A 21,221-nucleotide genomic window follows, 5' to 3' on the forward strand; every position below is an offset into this window, starting at 1 on the left:
AATATGAAACCAATGATTTACCTGGCGTTTTTAGCTGTGTTTCTGGGCGTTATTGCTTCAGTAACGCCGGCTATTGCCCAAGGTGGATGTGGCGATTATAAAATCAAAGACGCGCAGGATAATTATGACCGGGCCAATTTCAACGAGGTCTTTGAGTTGCTCATACCCTGTCTGAACAATGGATTTGACACAAAGCAAAAGATACTGGCGTATAAGCTGCTTTCATTGACGTATCTGGCTCTCGACTCGACTCAGCAGGCAAATGAGGCCATTGCCCAAATGCTGGTCTACAATCCGGGCTATGAACCGGAGGCCGACTTGCTGCTGCCCTATCGCTTTGTTAACATGGTCAATGTGATCAAGCAGACGCAAACACAGGTTATTCGGGTCACATCGGTCTCTAAAAAACCTGAAGATCTCTATAAGGCTCCGGCCACCGTTATGGTCATCAGCGATGAAGATATTCGTCAGCGTGGCTATACGGATCTGGAAATTCTATTCAGTGATTTACCCGGTTTCGATGTATCCCGGACTTACGGTCTGACGTATTCCAACATCTACCAGCGCGGATACCGCTCCGATAATACAGAACGAACGCTGTTTATGATTGACGGTATTGAAGAGAATGACCTATGGAGCAACATCGTTTACTGGTCTACCCAAATCCCAATTTCGAATGTAAAGCGGGTTGAAATTGTGTATGGGCCAGCTTCCACAATTTACGGAGCAAATGCCTTTCTGGGGGTTGTCAATGTCATTACCAAAACACCAAAGGAGCTATTAGGGAACAAGAAAGCGGCTGTAATCGCCGATTTAGGGTATGGCTCCTACAACACACGCTACGCCGATGTTACGGCGGCAAGTCGCCTGGGAAACATGTCGGTCAGTGTTACAGGCAGGGGCTATTTTTCGAACCTGGCCGATTTGTCAAAATACCAGGAATATGACTTCAATCCGGATGATTATAACAAGGTAAACTACAGGAAGTCACTGAGTTTCAAGGGGGCCAGTAACGCCCAAAAATATGGAATTGGAGGCCCTTATTTTACAACAGTTGGCGATTCAGTTTTGCTGACGGCTGCTGGCATCACCGCTGCCCAGAATCTCGATAAGCAGGCATTACAGCAAACGCCGAATGGTAATCCAGTTGCTTATTCAAATGAATTGAAGGCCTATTATCTGAAAGCAAAACTTGCCTTCAATGATATTACTCTTGGTTTTCAGACCTGGAATCTGAGTGAAGGAACGCTCAATTCTGCCAACGACAATTCGCGGGCTGGGTCAAAAAATGGCAATATCTGGCGGCCAATGCAAAGTCTGGTTTTTGCGGTTTATAACAACGAAATCATCAAAGATAAACTGTCTATCATCAATACAATCCAATATAGAGTGGCAGAAGTTGGTGATCAATCGCGCTCCGTTACATTGCGTAATTATAGTAATCTGGGGCTGACTGCGCTCTCCAGGACGGCCAATGCTCCAATTGCAAGCGACCCTTCCAGCGTTCGATTGGCTTATAACTTAAGTCAAAATACGGTACCTTACTGGGAAACACAGTATTTCTATCAACATTCAAACCAGTTCAGAAACGAGTTGCGCCTGCTGGCTACGCCCAATGACCGGCTGGATCTGGTTGGTGGACTTGAGTTTCGTAGCAGTAGTATTCAGGGTGATTACAAGACAATCACAATAAGCAAGACATTGACCACCCCTATTGATACAAGTGCTAAAGATTATGGCAGAAGCACGCTGGACAATACGGCAGGTGGTAATCTATTTGAATTCTTCAACTTAGGCGCTTTTTTTCAGGGCACTTATGCCGTTAATAGCCTCTTTACGATGACGCTCGGTGGTCGATACGATTACGCCCAAATTCGTAAAACAGGCGGTTATGGATCCGAATTCAACCCAAGAATTGCCTTGATCTTTACTCCTGGCCGGCTGGCTTTCAAAGCCATCTATGCAAAAGCATTTCAGGATGCGTCCAGCCGTGACCGGTACGCCATCAGTTCGACTCGTTTACTATCGAACCCAACGCTTCAACCCGACCGTATCGACAATTTTGAGCTTGCCGTTACGTATGCACAGAGCAGCCGAACACAGATAGGCGCAACTGCCTATTATTCAGCCTTTTCTGACATTGTCGAGGAAAGTTCTGTCAGCTTTGGCACAGGTCGAACCCAGCAAAAGCAAAATACGGGCAAGGCCAATGTGTTTGGCGTACAGGCAACAGCCGACTTGCAGTTAAGCAGTCGCTTTAAGGTATATGCTAATTATACATACACCAACGGAACACGGGAAGATACTCTGAAAAAAAATGAAACGCAGCGAACATCACTTACTATCGGCGATATTGCCAGGCATCATTTTAATGCTGGCATCAATGGTCGATTTCTCAAGAATCGGCTAAACGGCAATCTGAGAGTAAATTATGTTGGCGACAGGCCGGTAGGGCCGGGTACATCGGTGCCGACGAACACGTTGCAACCCGGCGGTGTATTCCCGGCTTATATACTTGTGAATGGAGCAGTCACTTACCAGCTAAATAGAGTGGCTCAGATTCAGCTCATTGGCAACAACCTTCTTAACCTAGAGTATTTTGACCCCGGAACTCGCTCAGCCAACGGAACTAGTCAGTCCTATCGGATGCCCCAAAAGGGAATAAATGGTACGGTTCGCCTGATGATTTCCTTGTAGAACTAGTTGAAAGCAGATCCTGAGGGCCCCAGAAAAAAATGACACGATCACCCATTGTTTCAATTACACCAAGCCGTTGCAGGAAAAGCTTTTCAGCTTCAGGAGCTTTATCAAGATTTACCTGTTCGAAATCACTATAACGCTGCGGTAGGGAAGTCGTAAACTTAAACGGGTGAGCATCTTCAAAAACGGTAATGCCTAACTCTTTTTTAAGTCGGGTAACTAGTTGAGACCCCTGTACTGAAAAAGAGCCATCCGAGAAAGGCTCCATGTATTCGCAAACATTTCGGTAAGCTCGTAATGCATAAGGATTTGATGTAATGGCATAGAGTAAAAGCTGCGTATTTGTTTGCTCAATCCGGCGATTAAATTCGGCAGTAGCGAACGCAATAAGTTTCTGAATAATTCGCTGGTTTCGATAACGAAGGTCCGTAACGGCATAACCGTTATAAATAGCAGAAAAACGTTGATTTTCTAAAACAACCGTACAACGATTTCGATAATTAAAAAGCAGAATGCCAACAATTTCAGTACCTATTTTAGCAACAAAAGCAATGTCATTTACCGAATAAACACGTTCGATAAGATCAGCTGGATTCATATAACTTTGACCAACCAAAAGAACAAGTCGATTTTTAAAATATTTATCTTCCTTGAAGGCATCATCTTCAAGCACATCATAAGTTAATAAGAAATTATCCATAGGTTAAAAAAGCAAAACAAAAAAAATGGCACTAAACAAAAATACTAATTTATTGAATAAATATCTAAATTAAAAGTTAAAAAAAGTCATGTATAGAACAGGCAGTCATGAAATTACTTGTAGAAATTATGTTCAAAATTATATAACTTTACAGTAGAGCAGACAACCGGTAAAAATAGTAAAAAGAGTGCAAATTAATTTGAAATGACAAGAAGTGACGCTATAGCAAATTTTTTAACTATCAGGCAGGAAGAAAAACCAATGGTTTTGCTCCTGTTTGGTTACTCTTTTTGCATTAGCCTGGGATTATATATATATTATACCGCTGCGACAACATTATTTCTAACAAAGTTCGATGGAGCGATGCTACCAGTTGCCTACATAGCTGGCGGGCTTTTTCTTTTTATCATTGCCAAAAGTAATTCATTCATTCAGAAGTATATTAAATTTTCGTCACTAGCGATTGGCCTCGTTTTATCTCTTACTCTGTCGTTAGTAATACTTCTGCTTTGTTATGAAATTACTGAAAATAAATGGATAATTTTCTTACTTTACCTTTGGATTAGAGCTAATCTATTCGTTTTTAGTTTCACTTTTTGGGTATCGGCCTCCAGAGTCTTTGATTTAGGTCAGGCAAAACGATTATATAGTTTGATTGGCACAGGAGAAGTTTTAGCTTCAATAGCTGCAAACTTTCTTGTAAAAACATTAATAAGTGAAAAAATAGTTCAGGTTGAAGAACTACTCTACATAGCACTCACATTCATTGCCTGCTCTTTATTTTTCATTAGTAGAATCACAACTAAAAATAGAGAAAGGCTATCATTCAAAAGAAGTGCGCGGACAGCAACCGATGCTACAATAAGTTCTGTCAGTAAAAAATATTCAGTATTGATGTATTTATTAGGACTAATACCACTGGCTTGTCTTTACATTATTGAGTTCAGTTTTTCAGTAGATAGCAAAGCTTACTTTCCAGACAAAGAGCAACTCGCAATATTTTTAGGGCAGTTTTTATTCATCTGCTCCATAATTGAGTTTTTAGTAAAAGGAGTTCTATTCCGCTTCGTCACAGCCACTTATGGAATCATGTCAGGATTGATACTGATGCCAGTTTCATTAATAATAGTTACAATTTTATTGTTTTTCATGACGACTATTAACGTAAAGGTATTTTTCCTTATCCTAATCAGTCGCTTTTTAATTACGTCTGTCCGTCGGTCATTCAGTGATACATCGTATCAACTATTATATCAACCAATTCCTGGCAAAGAAAGCATAAAACTACAAAATCAGGTCGAAACTTATGCAAAACCATTAGGCTACGTTATTGCAGGCCTTTCGCTGATTATTTTATTAAAATTCAATTTATCAAATACAATTTACGTTTATTCTTTTTTGTTGGTTTTTCTGATAATATGGGCAGTTCTTGCCTTCATGATGCAGAAAGAATATAAATCTACTTTATTAAATATCCTTTCGCTGACAGAATTACCTAAAAATAATTTATCAAAAATCGCAACACCAGTTTCAGAAGGCCAAGAGCTAATTAATAAGGTCAATCTAGAGTTTGATGCTATTATCGGTTTATCTGAATCAACAAATAGCGAAGAAAGAAAACAATCTGCCTGTTTATTAACTAGTTCAGGTCGGTATTCTTCATTCAAATACCTTATAAAACTACTGGAGGACAAAGACATTAGCGTACGCCTTGCAGCTATTACGGCCGCATCACAAATGAATCGTCCAGAAATTGTCCCCTATTTATTACCGTGTATTCTCCAGCCTGAACTTAAGCTGGCAACGCAAACTAGTTTGCACAAGCTTGGTGAATCGGCAATAGATTATTTCACTAGCTATGTCAATAAAAACAATAACAATATAGACGTATTGATCAGTTTAATTGACACCGCAAAAATAATTGGTGGTCCAAAAGCATCTCGCTTCCTGCGGTCAAAATTAGTACATCAATCAAATGAGGTGGTCGATAAAGCTACTGAGTCGCTCATTGAAATAGGATATATTGTAAATACGAGTGAAGAATCTCAGCTTATTGCGCAACTTGATTTAAAAGTAGATACCTATTTATGGATTGTTTCCGCTGAAATTGATCTAAAAAAGTCAGAAGCATGCAACACATTGGTTAAAGCCTTAAGTAAGGAACGCAAAAGCGTTATGTTAAAAATATTGAAAATATTATCGCTATTGCGTGGCGACAAAAAGTTCGAGAAAATAGTAGAATTGATGTTCAATCCCGAATCTAAAGCAAAGAGTTATTTAGCAGATTTGGTCAGTTTCTTAATTGAATTAGAAGAAGTTAAAATGAGAGTATTAACACTCTTTGAAAATATATCCGATTATGAAATTTTACTAAAATACCAGGACCGATATCCACAACAGAACTTATCACCTGAGCAACGGCTATTATCAATAATAAATAAAGACAATCTGAGTATTTGGACAAAGGCGCTTGCCCTAAAGCAGCTTCTAAACTATACTGACGAAAAAGCAATAAATGCTCTGGCGGCCAATACTACTGCTGAAAGTATTGTGCTTGCAGAAACAGCATTTTTTGGATTATTGAAACTAAATCCGGTGCGATTTATTGAACTGTCAAGCTATTTTAAAGCCAAAGATGATCGCAAATATGCTGCTCTTTGCGCGAAGGTCCAATCCTATAACGACAAATATGACCTAGTCATTAGCAAAGCTGAAGCATTGGTTTTCTCCAGGGTAACAAGGAACTGGAATCTAGATTACCTGCAAACTATAAGCGGCTCGCTTACAGTCGTTTCATTGCAGGACGATCAATTAGTAGAGCCTGCTTTTTGGGATTCTCAAGCTAGCACGATTACAGGCTTTATTGTCATAGAAGGGTCAATACAAATAACTAATGAAGACTACACTGAGACGATTTTAGCGACTTTTGATTGTCAATCACTTCCAGATTCGGTAAAGTCTATACGCGCTATTGGTAACAGTAGCCTCTATGTAACAGAGTATCCCTTAACGGTCGAAAAACCTGCTGATCAACGCTTAGTAACAACAGCCTAAAAACCTGAAGCTAAGTATAGCATTTATGAATAGAATCGGAAAAATAGCATCCTACTCTCTATCATCAACCTACCTGTTGGTTAGTTTCCTATTGACTGTATTGTCGAATCTGGTACTGGCTCAATCACATGAAACTGTTAGTGAAAACGGAGCGCTATTTATCAAATTATTTTCTGCAGATGAGTACAAAAATCATGATGAAAATTTCGCCATAGCTCAGGATAAACGAGGGGTCATGTATTTTGGCAATTTCGGCGGAATTCTGGAATACGATGGCGTAAACTGGCGCACAATTGTAACAACAACCCAAACAAAGGTATCTTCGCTTTACTATAGCCGTTCAGGCACTATGTTTGTTGGTGCCCGTGACGAATTTGGTTATTTATATCCTGATAAATCCGGAAAATTACTTTTCAAATCGCTTAGTAACGCAATCACTTCAGCAATCGGAGAAATAAGCAGGATTACTGAATATGAAAATCAAATCTATTTTATTTCCAACAAAAAGATATTCATCTTAAAAAACAACAAAATAAAGTCAACATCACTTAGCGAACAAACTCAATCAGTCTATTCTCTAGACGATAAAATAGTATTAGTTCAAAAAAACAATACTATTGTCTTTATGGATAAATTATCGCTAAAATTTACTGGGCAAATAAGCACTGGATTAAAAGACATTGTTGATATCATACCCCTAAACTCAACAACTAATTTATTATTTACTCAGGAGAGTGGAATTTACAAGCTTTCGGGAAACTCTGTTAGCCTATTCAATTGTGCTTCTACTACTTTATTAACTAACGGCGCTGTAACTAGTGTTTACCCCTATAACAAAAATACAATAGCCGTATGGTCGGCAAAAAAAGGATTATTATTAATGAATTATGATGGGTCAATAAACAGATTAAGCAATAATAAAGAAAAAATAGAAAATAGTCGGGTCAATTCTATTTTTAAAGATAAAGATTCAAATTTATGGCTGGCTCTTGATAACGGGCTAGCTCAATTAAGCATTAATTCGCCTATATCGCAGTTTTTGGCTTCGACTAATAATTTTGGGAGCATCAATGGCATTATTCGCTATAAAGGAAAATTATGTTTAGCGACTAACAAAGGGTTATTTTATCTGGAAAACTCCAGGTTCATACCTATAAATGGGATTAATATAGGTTGTTGGGGCCTGCTACAGGTAAACGGAAATCTATTAGTAGCCAGTAGCAATGGGGTATATCTTTTAAGCTCTTTAGTATCTGTTCCGCAACGTGTAAATAAAGAATACAGTTTTTGTCTTGTACAGGATAAAAGAAATGCAAACAAAGTATACGTTGGAAATAGAGATGGGTTAGCGCTCATAACCTTTACCAGCAATACAACTTCCTACCAACAGCTTGAAAAATATGATGATAATATCACTACTATTGTTTGCGACGATGCTGGTGATATCTGGATGGAAAGTATTTCAAGAGGTATCTTCCGTTATTCGCCTACAAGTGGAGAAACTAATAACTATCTTTATACCTCACCTAATGGCGAATTAACCAGAGTTGGCAACCATATTTTACAATCAGATCAGGGAATTATATTATATAATGCAAAAGGAGTTTTTCAGTACAATCAACCAGTTAATGCATTCCTCCCTTCGCCTTTTCTGAATGAAAAAAATACTAAAACCAACTTCAGCAACAAAAATTGGTATGGCTTAATTGCCAAAGATGGTTATAACAACTATTGGGTAACGAGAGGTGACGACAAAAATATTGCTTACTATAAACGGACAGGTACTTTATTTAAGAAAGATACCATCCGCTTTTTACCACTTTCCGACGTATCTATTCGTGCTATTCACACAGATACAAATCGCATCGTATGGTTTGGTGGCTCAGAAGAGCTTATTCGATTCAATTTAGCTTTTAAAGAAAAAAATACAGGCCCCTATCAGGCTTTTATCCGTAAAATTACCAGTGGCGATAGTGTATTATTTAATGGATTTAGCGTAAGCGGGAGCCTGGTCGATAAATCATTGGATCCGGATGGGGATGTAGTATTTAACTCCCAGATAAACGACTTAAAATTCGACTTCTCGGCGGCTAGCTATGCGCCAAATGATAAACTACAGTTTCAGTATTATTTAAGTGGTTTTGATAGCGATTGGTCTGACTGGACAATTCAGTCTACTAAAGAATATACAAATTTGTCGCCAGGGAGCTATACATTTTATGTAAAGGCAAAAAATATATATGGCCTTGAAAGCACAGATTCATCCTTTACATTCACCGTAAAAACACCTCTTTATGAGCGCTGGTGGGCTATTATTTTCTATATATTTCTGGGAGGATTTTTACTTATTAGCCTGATACGGTGGCGTTTGGAAAAATCAAATAGAGAGCGGCAACAGCTCGAAAGTTTAATTAAGGAACGGACGGAAGAGATTGTCGATCAAAAGTTAGAACTAGAGCATCAGTCTGAAGAGCTGGCTGCAAAAAATGACCAGTTAGAAAAAATTGATTTAATTGTCCAGTCCATAAACGCCGAGGTTGATTTTTCTAATTTATTCCAGACAATTCTCGCCAAATTTAGTGTTATTCGTAACATGGATAACGGTAGTTTTCTGACTTACGATAAAACGTCCGATACATTCAAATTTAAGGCTTTACGCGGCATTCAGGATTTAAGCGCCTTTGAATCGATTGAGTTAACATTAGCACAAGCAAAAGAACGATACCTGGCGCAATCAGAGGAAGTATACGAAGATATTTTCTACAAGAATAATTTTCAGTTCACCCCACTAAATAACCCAATCGATAACCTAAACACACCTAAATCATTATTAACAATAACGATAAAAAATGAGGGTGTAATTGAGGCATTCATTCTGCTTGAAAACATATCCAGATCATATGCGTTCGATCAGCGTGATATAAGCATGTTGCGTAACCTGAAAGAGCATTTAATTGCGGCCTACATTAAGACCCGGCTGCTCGAAAACCTTGAAAATACGCTCAACGATCTTAAAAACACACAGGGTGAACTTATTCGCCAGGAGAAATTAGCTTCGGTTGGGCAATTGACCAAAGGAATTGTTGACCGTATTTTAAATCCACTAAATTATGTCAATAATTTCTCTCAATCATCCGATGATTTAATTGATGAAATAATTGAGATTCTTGAAAAACAGAAAGGCCTCCTTCCTGCTGACACATGTGATGATCTGGTTGTAGAGTTAACGATGCTGAAAAACAACCAGGAAAAAATTCAGGAACATAGTAATAGTACAACGCGTATCTTAAAAGATATGCAGAAATTATTGCGGGAAAAATCCAAAGATTTTCTGGAGACAGACCTCAATAGTTTTATTGAAAGTAAAGCACGAACGGCTTTGCAGGAATCTAAAGTTAATTACAAAGATTTTGCCGTTAATCTAACGTTAAACCTGGAACGTAATCCAATCCGAACGAAGCTTTTACCCTATGAATTTGGGCAGGTCGTGCAAAACCTGGTCAGCAACGCCTGTTATACACTTTTTGAAAAGAGTAAGCACGCAACCGGCTTCACACCTGAGGTGCTTATCGAGACAAAAACGGTTAAAGATCAGGTCTTAGTACGGTTTCGTGACAATGGCAAGGGGATTCCTCAACAGGAAATCGAAAAAATATTCAGTCCATTCTTTACCACAAAGCCAACCTCAAAAGGTACTGGTTTGGGCTTGTTTATGGTCAAAGACATCATTGAAACGCATAAAGGCAAAGTTGAAATTAGATCCAGGGAGGGGGAATTCACGGAGCTTTTGGTGACACTACCTACAATTAAAACCTTATGATTTTTACCACTACTACCTCGTAAACCCTGCGTATGGAAGACTCTAAACAAGTAACAAACCCAGGAAGCCCGTCAGATTCTTCACCGACAGGTGATCCGGAACTGGCCTTGCTCCGGGAACGCGTAGCAGAACTGGATCGGCTGGCATCAATTGGTCAGCTCACAGCAGGCATTCTGCACGAGATTAAGAACCCGCTCAATTTTATCACCAACTATGCCCGCCTATCTTTCGACCTGATTGATGAGATTGAAAGCATTACGGTGAAGTTTGAGGATCACCCAGAATATCCTGACCTGATTGACGTACTGGGGATGCTTAAAAGCAATGTTACCCGCATTCGGGAAAATGGCGAACGCGCCGAACGGGTCATTCTGGGCATGCTGGCGCAAACACATTCAGGTTCGTCGAATTTTGAATTAACGGAATTGAATACAATGCTGGAAGAGTTTACCAAACTGGCTTATCAGGGTGTGCGATCAGGCGACAAAGATTTCGTGGTATCGCTTGTATTTCAGTTAGATCCAACCGTCGGAAAGGTACTGCTGGCACCTTATGAGTTTAACCGTGTCATCCTGAATTTAGTGCTTAACGCCTGCTATGCCGTGAATGAGCGCCGAAAAAAACAGGTCGATGGCTATAAGCCAACCATTACAGTGGCGTCGCAGCGGTCAGACGATCATATTGACGTCAAAATTCGTGACAACGGCGATGGTATCCCTGATGAGGTCAAGCAAAAATTGTTTACTCCTTTTTTTACGACAAAACCCGTTGGAAAAGGAACAGGCCTTGGCCTGTCATTGAGCCTCCAGATAGTCAATGAATTGCACAAAGGAAGCTTAAGCGTGGAGTCGGAGCCCGGAAATTTTACTGAATTCACCATCAACCTGCCGCTTAACTAAGCGAGTGCAGAAACGTTCTATAACTCTTTAATAATCAAAACAATGGCAATTAAAATTCTTAGTGTAGATGATGAAGCGGATATGGAGATGCTGATAACTCAGCGATTCAGAAGGCAAATCCGCGACAAAAATTTTGAGTTTATTTTCGCATCCAATGGTTCAGAAGCGCTCGAAAAGCTGGAGGAAAACAAAGATGTTCGTCTGGTTTTATCGGACATCAATATGCCCGAGATGGATGGCCTGACTTTTCTGTCAAAACTGAACGATCAGAACAATCCGTACCTCAAAGCGGTGATGGTTTCGGCGTTTAACGATATGGACAACATTCGGACGGCGATGAACCGGGGAGCGTTCGATTTCGTGACGAAGCCAATCAATTTCGATGATCTGGAAATCACGATCAATAAAACGATCCGGCACGTCGAGATGCTGGTAAACTCGCAAAAAGAGCACGATCAGTTAATAGCCATTCAGAATGACATCAACATTGCGCAGGAAATTCAGCAGGCCATGCTGCCTAAAACATTTCCACCGTTTCCTCACCGAACCGATTTTGATCTTCATGCTTTCCTGAAGGCGGCCAAACTAGTGGGGGGCGATTTGTTTGATTACTTCCTGATGGACGAAAATCGGTTGTTTTTCCTGATTGGCGATGTTTCTGATAAAGGTATACCCGCATCGCTGTTCATGGCCATTACCAAAGCGATTTTCAAGAGCCATTTTTCCAATAAAAACTGTGAAGAAATTGCCGAAGAAGTCTATCGGATCAATTCATTTCTCAGTGCCGATAACCAGTCGATGATGTTCGTTACGGCATTCGTTGCTATTCTCGATCTAACAACCGGCGTAGTTGAATATGTAGACGCTGGTCATGAACCACCCCTCATTATTCGGCACAACAATGAGATTGAAGTGCTCAAAAAGATGGGAGGTATGGCGTTGTGCATTGATGGCGAATACCCCTATGTATCGAGCACTTTTGTACTGAAACCGGGCGATACACTCTTTACCTATACAGATGGCGTACCTGATGCCAACAACCGTACTGGTGAACGCTTCGGTATAGAACGGGTAAAGAAAATATTGGCTGAAGAAACTGTTTCGGCTGCTCCCCGGCACATTAATGAAACTGTGCTCAAAGAGATTCAGGCATTTATCGGCGACAATGCTCAGTTCGACGACATTACGGCGCTGACACTGCACTATGCAGGCTGAGGCACTTCATCCCTCTTAAACTTGTGCTCAAATCATGTATACAGCTAAACGTATTCCTTTTCGCATAATAGCCCCATTTGCCTGGCGTGCCGTCCTTTTTTTTGCCGTATACTCGTTCATTATCTGTGCGTTATATGTGTGGGCTGGCTGGACATTTCTGGCCGTACCGTTCGTGCCAATTGCTACAATTGGCACCGCCGTTGCCTTTTATATCGGCTTCAAAAGTCATTCTTCTTATGAGCGTTTGTGGGAAGCCCGACGTATCTGGGGTAGTCTGGTCAATGCCAGCCGATCGTGGGGGATTTTAGTAATGGATTACGTTAGTACGCTCAATACGCCGGTTTGCTATCCACCCGCCGAATTGTATCGTATGCAGCAATTGCTCATTTATCGGCACATCGCCTATCTGAACGCGCTCCGAATCCAGTTGCGCAGTCGGCCCATCTGGCAGGAAGACGTCAACATTGGTACCAATATCGTTGAAAAACAACAGGCTTTTAATCAGGGGCAGTTGGATAAGGAATTGAGCCTGTTTCTGCATGACGACGAGGTCGAATATTTCGTTAATCGACAGAATCCTGCTACGCAAATTATCAAGTGCCAGTCGAAACAATTGCGGGAGCTTCGCGCAGCCGGATTGATTTCAGAATACTATCACACCGACATGCAGCGAATGCTGACTGAGTTCTATTCGCAACAGGGAGCTTGTGAACGCATCAAATCGTTTCCGTTTCCCAGGCAATACGCTTTCTTCAGTTACTTATTTGTGATGATGTTCGTCGGTATCCTCCCTTTCGGACTACTCACCGAAATGAGTAAAGTAAGCCCCGCACATCTATGGTTAACGGTGCCCTTTTATACGATAATTGCCTGGGTATTCTATACAATGGAAGTTGTAGGCGATACCAGCGAGAATCCATTTGAAAACAGCATCAACGACATTCCCATGACAGCCATTTGCCGTAACATTGAAATTGACCTACGCGAAATGCTCGGTGAGACTGAACTTCCCCAGCGGGTTCAGGCCGTCGACAACATACTAATGTAAAGAACCTAACCTTCCCGAAACGCCAGTTAAACGTTCGGGAAGGTGGTTGTCAGACCCGTTACAGGATGTTTTTTCGCTCATACTCCACAAAATCAAAAGCCACCGCATGTCGTTCATCGGCGGGGTGCGGTCGACGGCTAACTTCCTGCCAGTTTTCTTTGTTGAAGGCCGGGAAATACGCATCGCCCTCAAAAGTCTGATAAAGCTCGGTCAAATATAATGTTGTAGCAATGGGTAAAGCCATTGCATAAATCTCGGCACCCCCAATTACAAAAATTTCATCAGGTTGATAGGCCGATGCCTGCTCGATCGCTTTCGTTGCTTCAGCAATAGCATCGTCGAGGGTATGAACAATGAGTACACCACTGGCCGAAAAATTCAGATTTCGGGTAATAACAATGTTTGTACGATTAGGTAGTGGTTTCCCCAGCGATTCAAGCGATTTACGCCCCATAATAATTGGGTGATGGCTGGTTTTTCGCTTAAAAAACGCAAAATCATCGGGTAAATGCCAGGGTAAGTCATTATCACGACCAATTACCCCATTCTGCGCAACCGCAGCGATTAAGCTAATTTTCATAATGAATAATTGAGTAGACGAGCGACTGCCTACCAGGCAGCATTCACTCATTTACATTTTTTTGCGCCTTTCCAATAGTTCGCGCCAGGTTGTAACAATGATACCTTCTTTCTCGACAAATGCCTTCAGCGCCGGGTCCATCATGGCCAGCATATCACCGTTTCGGGTTTGACCCGAACCGCTGATCTGGTCAAATGTTGGTGTTGGCGCCGTGCAGTGCATGATAATGTAAGTCAGACCCGGTTGAGCCGATTTCAGTAATTCAATGAACTTCTGGGTCTTGTATTTCTGTACGTTTTCATCGGTTACAGGCGTACCCGCGGGCAAAGTCCAGCCATAGCTCGTACCATCCAGATCATCCAGAACCGGGAGCCCCGCATCCCAAAGTTGCTGACCAACCTGGTGAATCAGCTTCTGCAAGTCAGCAGGCACATTGTTAGCCTTAATAATTAACGACGCATGACCACCGGGAAAGAGGATCGGAATTTTTTCCTCCATCGCCAGCTTTGCGTAGCTCATCACAAACTTCGGCTGGAAGAGCGTACCCATGTGTGAATCCATATGCGTAGGCTGAAACCCAAACGACCGATAACGAGCCAGTTGCGCCCTGATTTCAGCATCTACCTCCTCCACCGATGCGTGTTCTACGACCTGCGCCACCGAATGCCAGAACGCACCCTGTTCATCATACAAACCGGGGGCTTTGTCGCGCCCAACCAGTGGCGACCATCGGTAGTTATCCCATTCTGAAGTCAGGGTAAGGTGAACACCCGCATCCACATTTGGATTCTTTTTGAGGTATTTGAAGAATTGCGGAACCCATCCACAGGGCATCATAATACTCGTCGAATTAGCAATGCCTTTATCGATGGCGTTAATCGTTCCGACGTTCGATTCATAACTCATTCCGGCATCGTCTACGTGAAAAATGACTACTTTTTTCCCTTTCGGGAAGCCTAATTTTTCAGCATAGGTTGCCGTTTGAGCTTGTGCTACACCAGTTGTAATCAGAAGACAGAAAGCGATAAATAATTTCATATGTGAACGGTTTTAGGAGGAATAACAGCAAACAGAGTCCGGTTAATCACAAAATTAGCCGGTTAGACAAAGTGATCAAAGGCGGTTCCCCCGCAAAAACTCCTCAGCAGTCATCCGCCGTTTTCCTTCGGCCTGAATCGAATCGAGGCTTAACCAGCCGTCGGCCGCCCGAACCAGAATCGTCTTTTTGTTATCGGTATAAGCCTCCCCTACTTCGGCCGCAAAAGGCGAGTCATTAACTACTGTAACCGCATAGACTTTAAAGAATTTTCCGTTTATCATCGTCCAGGCCGTTGGATAAGGTGACAAACCGCGAACGAAATTCCGGATGGTATGTACTGATTGGCTCCAATCGATCTCGGTGGTTTCACGGCTTAGTTTCGGAGCCGGTTTCATCTCATCAGCCGTAGGTTGAGGTGTTCGTGGATACTCGCCCGCTTCGATAGCCCGAACGGTTTTCAGGACCAGCGCAGCGCCACGCTCCATGAGCCGATCATGCACCGTTCCGGCGTTGTCGTCGGGATAAATGGGTTCGTAATCCTGAAAAATCATCTGCCCCGTGTCAATTTCTTTTTCAATGAAAAAAGTAGTGACGCCTGTTTGTGTTTCGCCGTTCATGATGGCCCAGTTGATGGGAGCCGCTCCCCGATACTGGGGCAACAATGATCCATGCAGGTTAAACGTTCCAATAGTGGGCATTGCCCAGACAACCTCGGGCAACATCCGAAACGCTACGACCACCTGCAAGTCGGCCTCATAACTCGCCAATTGTTCCAGAAACGCTGGATCACGAAGTTTTTCAGGTTGCAGTACTGGAAGGTTGGCCTCTTGAGCCGCTTTCTTTACAGCAGAGGGCGTAAGCTGCAAACCGCGCCCCGATGGTCGGTCAGGAGCGGTGACAACAGCAACGACATTGCAGCCACCGCCCAGTAGTCGCTGCAGGCTGGCAACGGCAAAATCGGGCGTGCCCATAAATACAATGCGAAGTGGTTTATTCATGAATCCTTAACTCAGTTTTTGTACCAGCAGATCAGTCAACTGTTGATATAGCCGGGAAGTATTTCTATTTTTGTATCAACGATGCGTTGCTCCAAACGTGTCTCGTCAGAAGTGATCGACCGGCAAATGGTTATGCCCATGCGACGAACAGACTATCATATCCCTAAACCGCTCGCTTCGGTCTCCCGACGGCGACGCTGACACGGCTGCAAAGAAAACCAATTTGGTTGCAGAACGGTCGGTGTACCGTTCTTTTTGTTTTAGGAGCAACCCAAAACCCAATGTGAAAAAACGAGTAAGTAAGTTACGTACGTATTATGGCAAAAATTTCTTATTATACCGAAGAAGGACTCAACCGGCTCAAGGCAGAGCTGAATGACCTGAAAACTAAAGGCCGGACTGAAATTGCCCGCCAGATTGCTGAAGCCCGCGATAAAGGTGACCTTAGCGAAAATGCCGAATATGATGCTGCAAAAGATGCTCAGGGCCTTCATGAGTTGAAAATATCGAAACTCGAAGAAGTGTTGTCGAACGCCCGTATTCTGGATGAATCCACGATTGATGCCTCTCAAGTATCTGTTTTGTCGAAGGTAAAAATCAAGAACAAGAAAAACGGAGCGGAAATGCTCTATACGCTCGTTTCGGAGGAAGAAGCTGATTTAAAATCAGGCCGGATTTCGGTGGGTTCTCCAATCGGCAAAGGGCTCCTGGGCAAGCGCGTTGGCGATACCGCCGAAATTAAAGTGCCCGCAGGAATTATGGAATTTGAAGTCGTTGAAATTGCCCGGTAAACGAATGGATAATGACTAATGAGAACTGGATAATGAGTAGTGGCTCCTATCTTGCATCAGTCATTATCCAGTTCACATTAGTCATTTTTTATGCCCTCTATCTTCTCCCGCATCGTCGCTGGTGAAATTCCAGCTCATAAAATCGCGGAAACCGACGATTATCTGGCCTTTCTGGATGTAATGCCAACCGCTACAGGTCATACGCTGGTTATTCCCAAAAAAGAGGTTGATTATATTTTTGATCTGGACGACGATCTGTACGCCGGATTGATGGCTTTTGCTAAAAAAGTGGCGCCTGCTATCGAAAAAGCAATTCCCTGCAAGCGCATTGGCGTAGCGGTTGTTGGTCTGGAAGTGCCTCATGCACACATTCACCTGATTCCACTCAACTCAATAGCCGACATGAATTTTTATAATAAATTAAAGCCAAGCCAGCAGGAATTGGCGCAGACAGCAGCCCTTATCCGACAGCATTTATAACAACAATCACAACGAACAAAAACGCCAGCTAATTCGAATTAGCTGGCGTTTTTGTTTGGTATAGATACCGATTAATAACATCGATAACCCACCTTATCTATAATCTTAGATTTTGTAGTTGGTTGCGACTTTATTAGAACCACACCATATACATGAAGAACCTCTCCGTAGTAGTACTACTCGGTTGTCTGACCCTATTTACTCTAAAAACGCTGGCCCAGACAACGCTTACATGTGGAGTCGATGATCGTCATCTGCCTGATAGTACGGTCCGACTTATGGGGCAACTGCCCCGACTGATGGCCGATCAACGCGCCCGAAAAGCAGCTGGTGAACGGAATACATGCCGAATCGCTATTGAAATTGACTCGGATACGTACCTGGAATTCGATAAAGACACGAATCGCATTCGCAGTTTTTTTCTGAACCGCATTCAACAGACATCCAAAATTTTTGAGCGCGACATTAACACACAACTGGTTGTCGTTTATTTCCATATTTGGAAAGATACCGAACCTGATCCTTATCGGGGCGAACTGGATATCTATAAGCTTCACACTATTTTCAGCAATAACTGGACGGGCAAATTCAACCAGATCCCTTATGATAAACGGATCTATTTCCCAACAAAACCCGTAGTAGGTGCCGGAGGACTTGGTGGAGGTGTTCAGGCAACGTGCGCGAACCTGGCCGACCTGAACACCATTGCCCATGAGCTTGGCCATTGTTTTGGCTCACCTCATACGCATAATTGCACCTGGCCTGGCGGACCTATCGATTTTTGTTCAACTGCCGAAGGCGATTGCTACACAGGCTCCCTGCAAAGTATTAAGGGCTCCATCATGAGTTATTGCAGCAGCGACCTAACCTTCCATCCGCTTTGCAAAGCGTTGATCACTGACTTCGCCGTCAAAAATTTAGCGACATTAAGCCTGCCCAATAAAGCACCCGTCCTTCCGGCTCAGGTAGCTCTTTCAGGAACACCATTTTTGTATTGGCCCGGCCAGCCACTGGCCGAACGGTATGACATTCAGATCGCAAATGACGCTGGATTTACCCAGACAGTCAGCAGCGATACGACCATCATCAATGGGTATGACATGAGTAAATTAATAGTCGGACAGACGTATTTTGCGCGGGTCAGGGCAGTCAATAAATTCGGCGTATCGGCCTGGTCCGGCGTTTGCCAGCTTCAGCGGGCTTCGGCTCTGGGCATTGCAGCGCCGACGCTATTAGTACCGAATCAGGATCAGCGGTTTATACCCTATAATCAGGGCGTCTGTCAGTTCGCCATACAGCCCGTTGATGGCGCAACGAAGTATGAAATTCAAACGACGGGTGCGTTCGATGCGTTTTTCAAGAATCCTTCGGTAAAAATAACACAACCCACGGCTTCCTTCACAGCCACAATCAACACGACAGGTACCATACGGTGGCGGGCCAGAGCCATTGTTAACGATAAAGCAGGCCCCTGGTCGGCAGCCGGGAGGTTTGTTGTTAATCCGGAGCCGTATTATATCAGTTTGCCGTTTTACAGCTCGGACGCATCGGCGTTGACATTTCCGTATGCGTATTACCAAACCTGCGCCCAATCGACAGTGCAGATGGTTCTCGCTACCGATTCAACATTTACAAATCCCGTTTACATAAGAACCGCTCCTAATAGTCAGAATAGTAACGTTCTGACTGGCATCGCAGACAAGCTTCTGCCGAATACGAAGTATTACATTAAAGTAGAAGAAAGTAATCCGCAGCTCGCGGAATATCCAGCGGGTATACTGACCCGAATTGTTCAATCATTCAAAACGGGTACGGGTGTTTTGCCAGATCGCTGGTCACTTCTAAACAACAGCACAAATGCGAATTGGCCCCAGGGCGGAGCCTTTGGAACACTGGCTGTTGCTACTAATGCGGTTTGGTTTAACACCATAAACGGACCAACCCGCATCAGTCAGGATAGCCTGGCCTTGCGCGTGTTTAATCGAGAAACAACCAGCGGGGAAATTGGGAATGTATCATCTGCCATCAGTAGTGATGCTTCAGGTACGATCTGGGCAACGTACCGAACATCGATCAACATTTTCAAGAATAGCTTTGCCGTTCCTTACTATCAGGTGGGAAAAATTTCGGAAGCAACAAATGACTTAACGGATAAAGTCAGCTACAACACCAATAACTATTTTTCGAGCTTTACGGCCAGCCCACGCTTATTCTATGCATATAATGGCATTTATGAACAGAAAGCCGATACCCTGGCTAGTTTCTATTCGCTGCCTGCCAACCGCTCAATTAATCGAACCCTTACCCGGCCGGGTGTTGTCTGGATGATTCAATACAATTCAGCAAGTACTACGGCTCCCTATGAACTGGTACAGGTAAACACGATAACGCGTGCTACCCAGATTTTCAACGCCGATAACACGCCACAGCTGGGAAAATACCTGAGTAGCCTGGCAACCGATGGACTAGGAAACCTGTGGGTATCGCAGTCAAGCTCAACGTTTCCGTTTCCGCCTTTGGCTAAATTCAATGGCCAGACCTGGACATCAATCGACAAAAGTTCGACAATGCCCGTTTCGTATGCAATTAGTATGGCCAATGACCCGATGGGGAATTTATACGTCGTAGACAATGCATCGCCCCATGTTCTCTACCGATATGATGGCACTACCTGGAAAAAATTAGCAGAAATGCCGTTATATACCAATATGGGCGATATGACGGCTGATATTCAGGGAAATGTCTGGTTCAATGGGGGTCTTCAATTAATTCGTTACGCAGCCTGTGCCAATGCGCCAACCCCAACACTGACGGCCAGCAAACAGACTATTGACATTGGAGAAAGTACAACCCTACAGGCGGCTGGCTGTTCGGACGTACTATGGTCCTGGACCAGCGAAACCGAAACGATCACGAACCGGTTGGTGCGGGGTACCAATCAATTAGTGGTCAAGCCAGAAGCGAATACTATTTATAAAAGTCGCTGTTACACCAGCGGATGTTCAGGCGATGAAGTAAGCCTGACTTTAACCGTATTACCGAAGATAACCTTACTTAAGATCAATAAAGCGGCCTATTGCCTGGGCGATTCACTAACGGCTAACTACGGGTTGCAGGGAAAACTGGCAGCTGGCAATCAATTCTCGTTTGTCTTTAAATCGGGCAATCAACAGACGGCCTTACCGGCTTCTGTGCGCGGAGCAGGTCTATCGTTACTCCTCCCCGCTACACTAGCCCCCGGCCGCTACGTGCTTTATCTGGAAACAACCCAGCCCGTCGTACGCGCCCGCGATTCGGTGCAGGTAACCGTATCAGCCCTACCAACGGCTGAATTAAGCAGCAATAAACTGACGTTCCCACTCGGCGACAGTGCCCGCGTTTCGGTGGCGTTGACGGGGCTGGCTCCCTGGAAATTTACCCGATGGGACGGGCAGGTAATCCAGACAAGCAACTCGCCCTATCTGTTCCTGTTACGGGCTACCCAACCTACCAATTATAGCCTGTCGTTGAGCGGCCTTAGCGACACCAATTGCGCGGCAGGTACAATCAAAAATTCAATCGTAGTTAGCGCACTGGCCTTAGCTAATGAACCGACGGCGGCTGACGGCATTTTGGTTTATCCAAATCCTGTCACGTCTCGGCTGACTATAGAGGTAAGCCCAGCCAGAGCCCCGCTTGCTGCGCTTCGACTACACGATAATCAGGGTCGGGAAGTAGGCCATAAACAACCGGCTCTGCGCACACGACGGGATGAATGGGATATCAGCACGTTACCAACCGGACAATACATCCTTTTTATTGAGACCAGCGACGGCCAGCACGCCAGTTGGCGGGTAATAAAGCAATAGCCAGCAGGCAAGACTAACCGATTTTCTAAAAACCGGTTAGTCTTGTTTC

The 21,221-nt window shown here is 43.3% G+C and carries 13 protein-coding genes; 9 read left to right on the plus strand and 4 right to left on the minus strand.

The genetic code is table 11. From position 1 onward, the window contains the following. The first annotated feature begins 3 nt into the window (after window positions 1–3). Window positions 4–2,697 (plus strand): TonB-dependent receptor plug domain-containing protein, encoded by a 2,694-nt coding sequence (locus tag GJR95_RS13670; RefSeq protein ID WP_162386395.1) that lies wholly within the window; start codon window positions 4–6, stop codon window positions 2,695–2,697. On the opposite strand, the gene GJR95_RS13675 is transcribed toward GJR95_RS13670, so the two are convergent. Next, window positions 2,630–3,400, minus strand: coding sequence for a hypothetical protein (locus tag GJR95_RS13675; protein WP_162386396.1), 771 nt, complete (start codon window positions 3,398–3,400; stop codon window positions 2,630–2,632). The two genes, GJR95_RS13670 and GJR95_RS13675, sit on opposite strands and share 68 nt — an antisense overlap. A gap of 204 nt (window positions 3,401–3,604) precedes the next feature. Between GJR95_RS13675 and GJR95_RS13680 the strand changes: the two genes are divergently transcribed. From GJR95_RS13680 to GJR95_RS13700, 5 genes are read left to right on the plus strand one after another with little or no spacing between them, the layout of a single operon-like run. Then, entirely contained in the window at window positions 3,605–6,454 is a 2,850-nt protein-coding gene (locus GJR95_RS13680; protein ID WP_162386397.1) for a HEAT repeat domain-containing protein, read from the plus strand. Between the two features lie 25 nt (window positions 6,455–6,479). Continuing rightward, window positions 6,480–10,274: an ATP-binding protein gene (locus tag GJR95_RS13685; RefSeq protein WP_162386398.1), complete on the plus strand. Its 3,795-nt coding sequence runs from the start codon at window positions 6,480–6,482 to the stop codon at window positions 10,272–10,274. A gap of 32 nt (window positions 10,275–10,306) precedes the next feature. Then, entirely contained in the window at window positions 10,307–11,173 is an 867-nt protein-coding gene (locus GJR95_RS13690) for a sensor histidine kinase (RefSeq protein ID WP_162386399.1), read from the plus strand. Between the two features lie 42 nt (window positions 11,174–11,215). Further along, window positions 11,216–12,388 (plus strand): PP2C family protein-serine/threonine phosphatase, encoded by a 1,173-nt coding sequence (locus tag GJR95_RS13695; RefSeq protein WP_162386400.1) that lies wholly within the window; start codon window positions 11,216–11,218, stop codon window positions 12,386–12,388. A gap of 34 nt (window positions 12,389–12,422) precedes the next feature. Then, window positions 12,423–13,436, plus strand: coding sequence for a bestrophin family protein (locus GJR95_RS13700; protein ID WP_162386401.1), 1,014 nt, complete (start codon window positions 12,423–12,425; stop codon window positions 13,434–13,436). A 58-nt stretch (window positions 13,437–13,494) separates the two neighbouring features. Here GJR95_RS13700 and GJR95_RS13705 read toward each other — a convergent pair whose 3' ends face one another. The 3 genes from GJR95_RS13705 to fmt form a co-directional block, all read right to left on the minus strand. Then, window positions 13,495–14,016, minus strand: a complete 522-nt coding sequence (locus GJR95_RS13705) for a dihydrofolate reductase (RefSeq protein WP_162386402.1) — start codon at window positions 14,014–14,016, stop codon at window positions 13,495–13,497. 51 nt (window positions 14,017–14,067) lie between these two features. Continuing rightward, window positions 14,068–15,054, minus strand: a complete 987-nt coding sequence (locus GJR95_RS13710; RefSeq protein WP_162386403.1) for a polysaccharide deacetylase family protein — start codon at window positions 15,052–15,054, stop codon at window positions 14,068–14,070. Between the two features lie 75 nt (window positions 15,055–15,129). Beyond that, complete coding sequence (fmt, locus tag GJR95_RS13715; RefSeq protein WP_232541183.1) at window positions 15,130–16,053, minus strand: methionyl-tRNA formyltransferase; 924 nt, start codon at window positions 16,051–16,053, stop codon at window positions 15,130–15,132. Window positions 16,054–16,370: 317 nt separating this feature from the next. On the opposite strand from fmt, the gene greA reads away from it, so the two are divergent. The 3 genes from greA to GJR95_RS13730 all read left to right on the plus strand — a co-directional run bounded on the left by greA (window position 16,371) and on the right by GJR95_RS13730 (window position 21,172). After that, complete coding sequence (gene greA / locus GJR95_RS13720) at window positions 16,371–16,844, plus strand: transcription elongation factor GreA (RefSeq protein WP_162386404.1); 474 nt, start codon at window positions 16,371–16,373, stop codon at window positions 16,842–16,844. Window positions 16,845–16,934: 90 nt separating this feature from the next. Beyond that, window positions 16,935–17,324 carry an HIT family protein gene (locus tag GJR95_RS13725; protein WP_162386405.1) on the plus strand — a complete coding sequence of 130 codons (390 nt, stop codon included), beginning with the start codon at window positions 16,935–16,937 and terminating at the stop codon, window positions 17,322–17,324. A gap of 152 nt (window positions 17,325–17,476) precedes the next feature. Next, window positions 17,477–21,172 (plus strand): M12 family metallo-peptidase, encoded by a 3,696-nt coding sequence (locus GJR95_RS13730; protein WP_162386406.1) that lies wholly within the window; start codon window positions 17,477–17,479, stop codon window positions 21,170–21,172. The last annotated feature ends 49 nt before the right edge of the window (window positions 21,173–21,221 follow it).

Origin of the sequence: Spirosoma endbachense (assembly GCF_010233585.1) — a bacterium.
Classification (GTDB): Bacteria; Bacteroidota; Bacteroidia; order Cytophagales; family Spirosomataceae; genus Spirosoma; species Spirosoma endbachense.

Excerpts from the sequence above, each read along its gene's own strand:
- GJR95_RS13670 (WP_162386395.1), top strand. The coding sequence starts at position 4 with ATGAAACCAATGATTTACCTGGCGTTTTTAGCTGTGTTTCTGGGCGTT.
- GJR95_RS13675 (WP_162386396.1), bottom strand. The coding sequence starts at position 3,400 with ATGGATAATTTCTTATTAACTTATGATGTGCTTGAAGATGATGCCTTC.
- GJR95_RS13680 (WP_162386397.1), top strand. The coding sequence starts at position 3,605 with ATGACAAGAAGTGACGCTATAGCAAATTTTTTAACTATCAGGCAGGAA.
- GJR95_RS13685 (WP_162386398.1), top strand. The coding sequence starts at position 6,480 with ATGAATAGAATCGGAAAAATAGCATCCTACTCTCTATCATCAACCTAC.
- GJR95_RS13690 (WP_162386399.1), top strand. The coding sequence starts at position 10,307 with ATGGAAGACTCTAAACAAGTAACAAACCCAGGAAGCCCGTCAGATTCT.
- GJR95_RS13695 (WP_162386400.1), top strand. The coding sequence starts at position 11,216 with ATGGCAATTAAAATTCTTAGTGTAGATGATGAAGCGGATATGGAGATG.
- GJR95_RS13700 (WP_162386401.1), top strand. The coding sequence starts at position 12,423 with ATGTATACAGCTAAACGTATTCCTTTTCGCATAATAGCCCCATTTGCC.
- GJR95_RS13705 (WP_162386402.1), bottom strand. The coding sequence starts at position 14,016 with ATGAAAATTAGCTTAATCGCTGCGGTTGCGCAGAATGGGGTAATTGGT.
- GJR95_RS13710 (WP_162386403.1), bottom strand. The coding sequence starts at position 15,054 with ATGAAATTATTTATCGCTTTCTGTCTTCTGATTACAACTGGTGTAGCA.
- fmt (WP_232541183.1), bottom strand. The coding sequence starts at position 16,053 with ATGAATAAACCACTTCGCATTGTATTTATGGGCACGCCCGATTTTGCC.
- greA (WP_162386404.1), top strand. The coding sequence starts at position 16,371 with ATGGCAAAAATTTCTTATTATACCGAAGAAGGACTCAACCGGCTCAAG.
- GJR95_RS13725 (WP_162386405.1), top strand. The coding sequence starts at position 16,935 with ATGCCCTCTATCTTCTCCCGCATCGTCGCTGGTGAAATTCCAGCTCAT.
- GJR95_RS13730 (WP_162386406.1), top strand. The coding sequence starts at position 17,477 with ATGAAGAACCTCTCCGTAGTAGTACTACTCGGTTGTCTGACCCTATTT.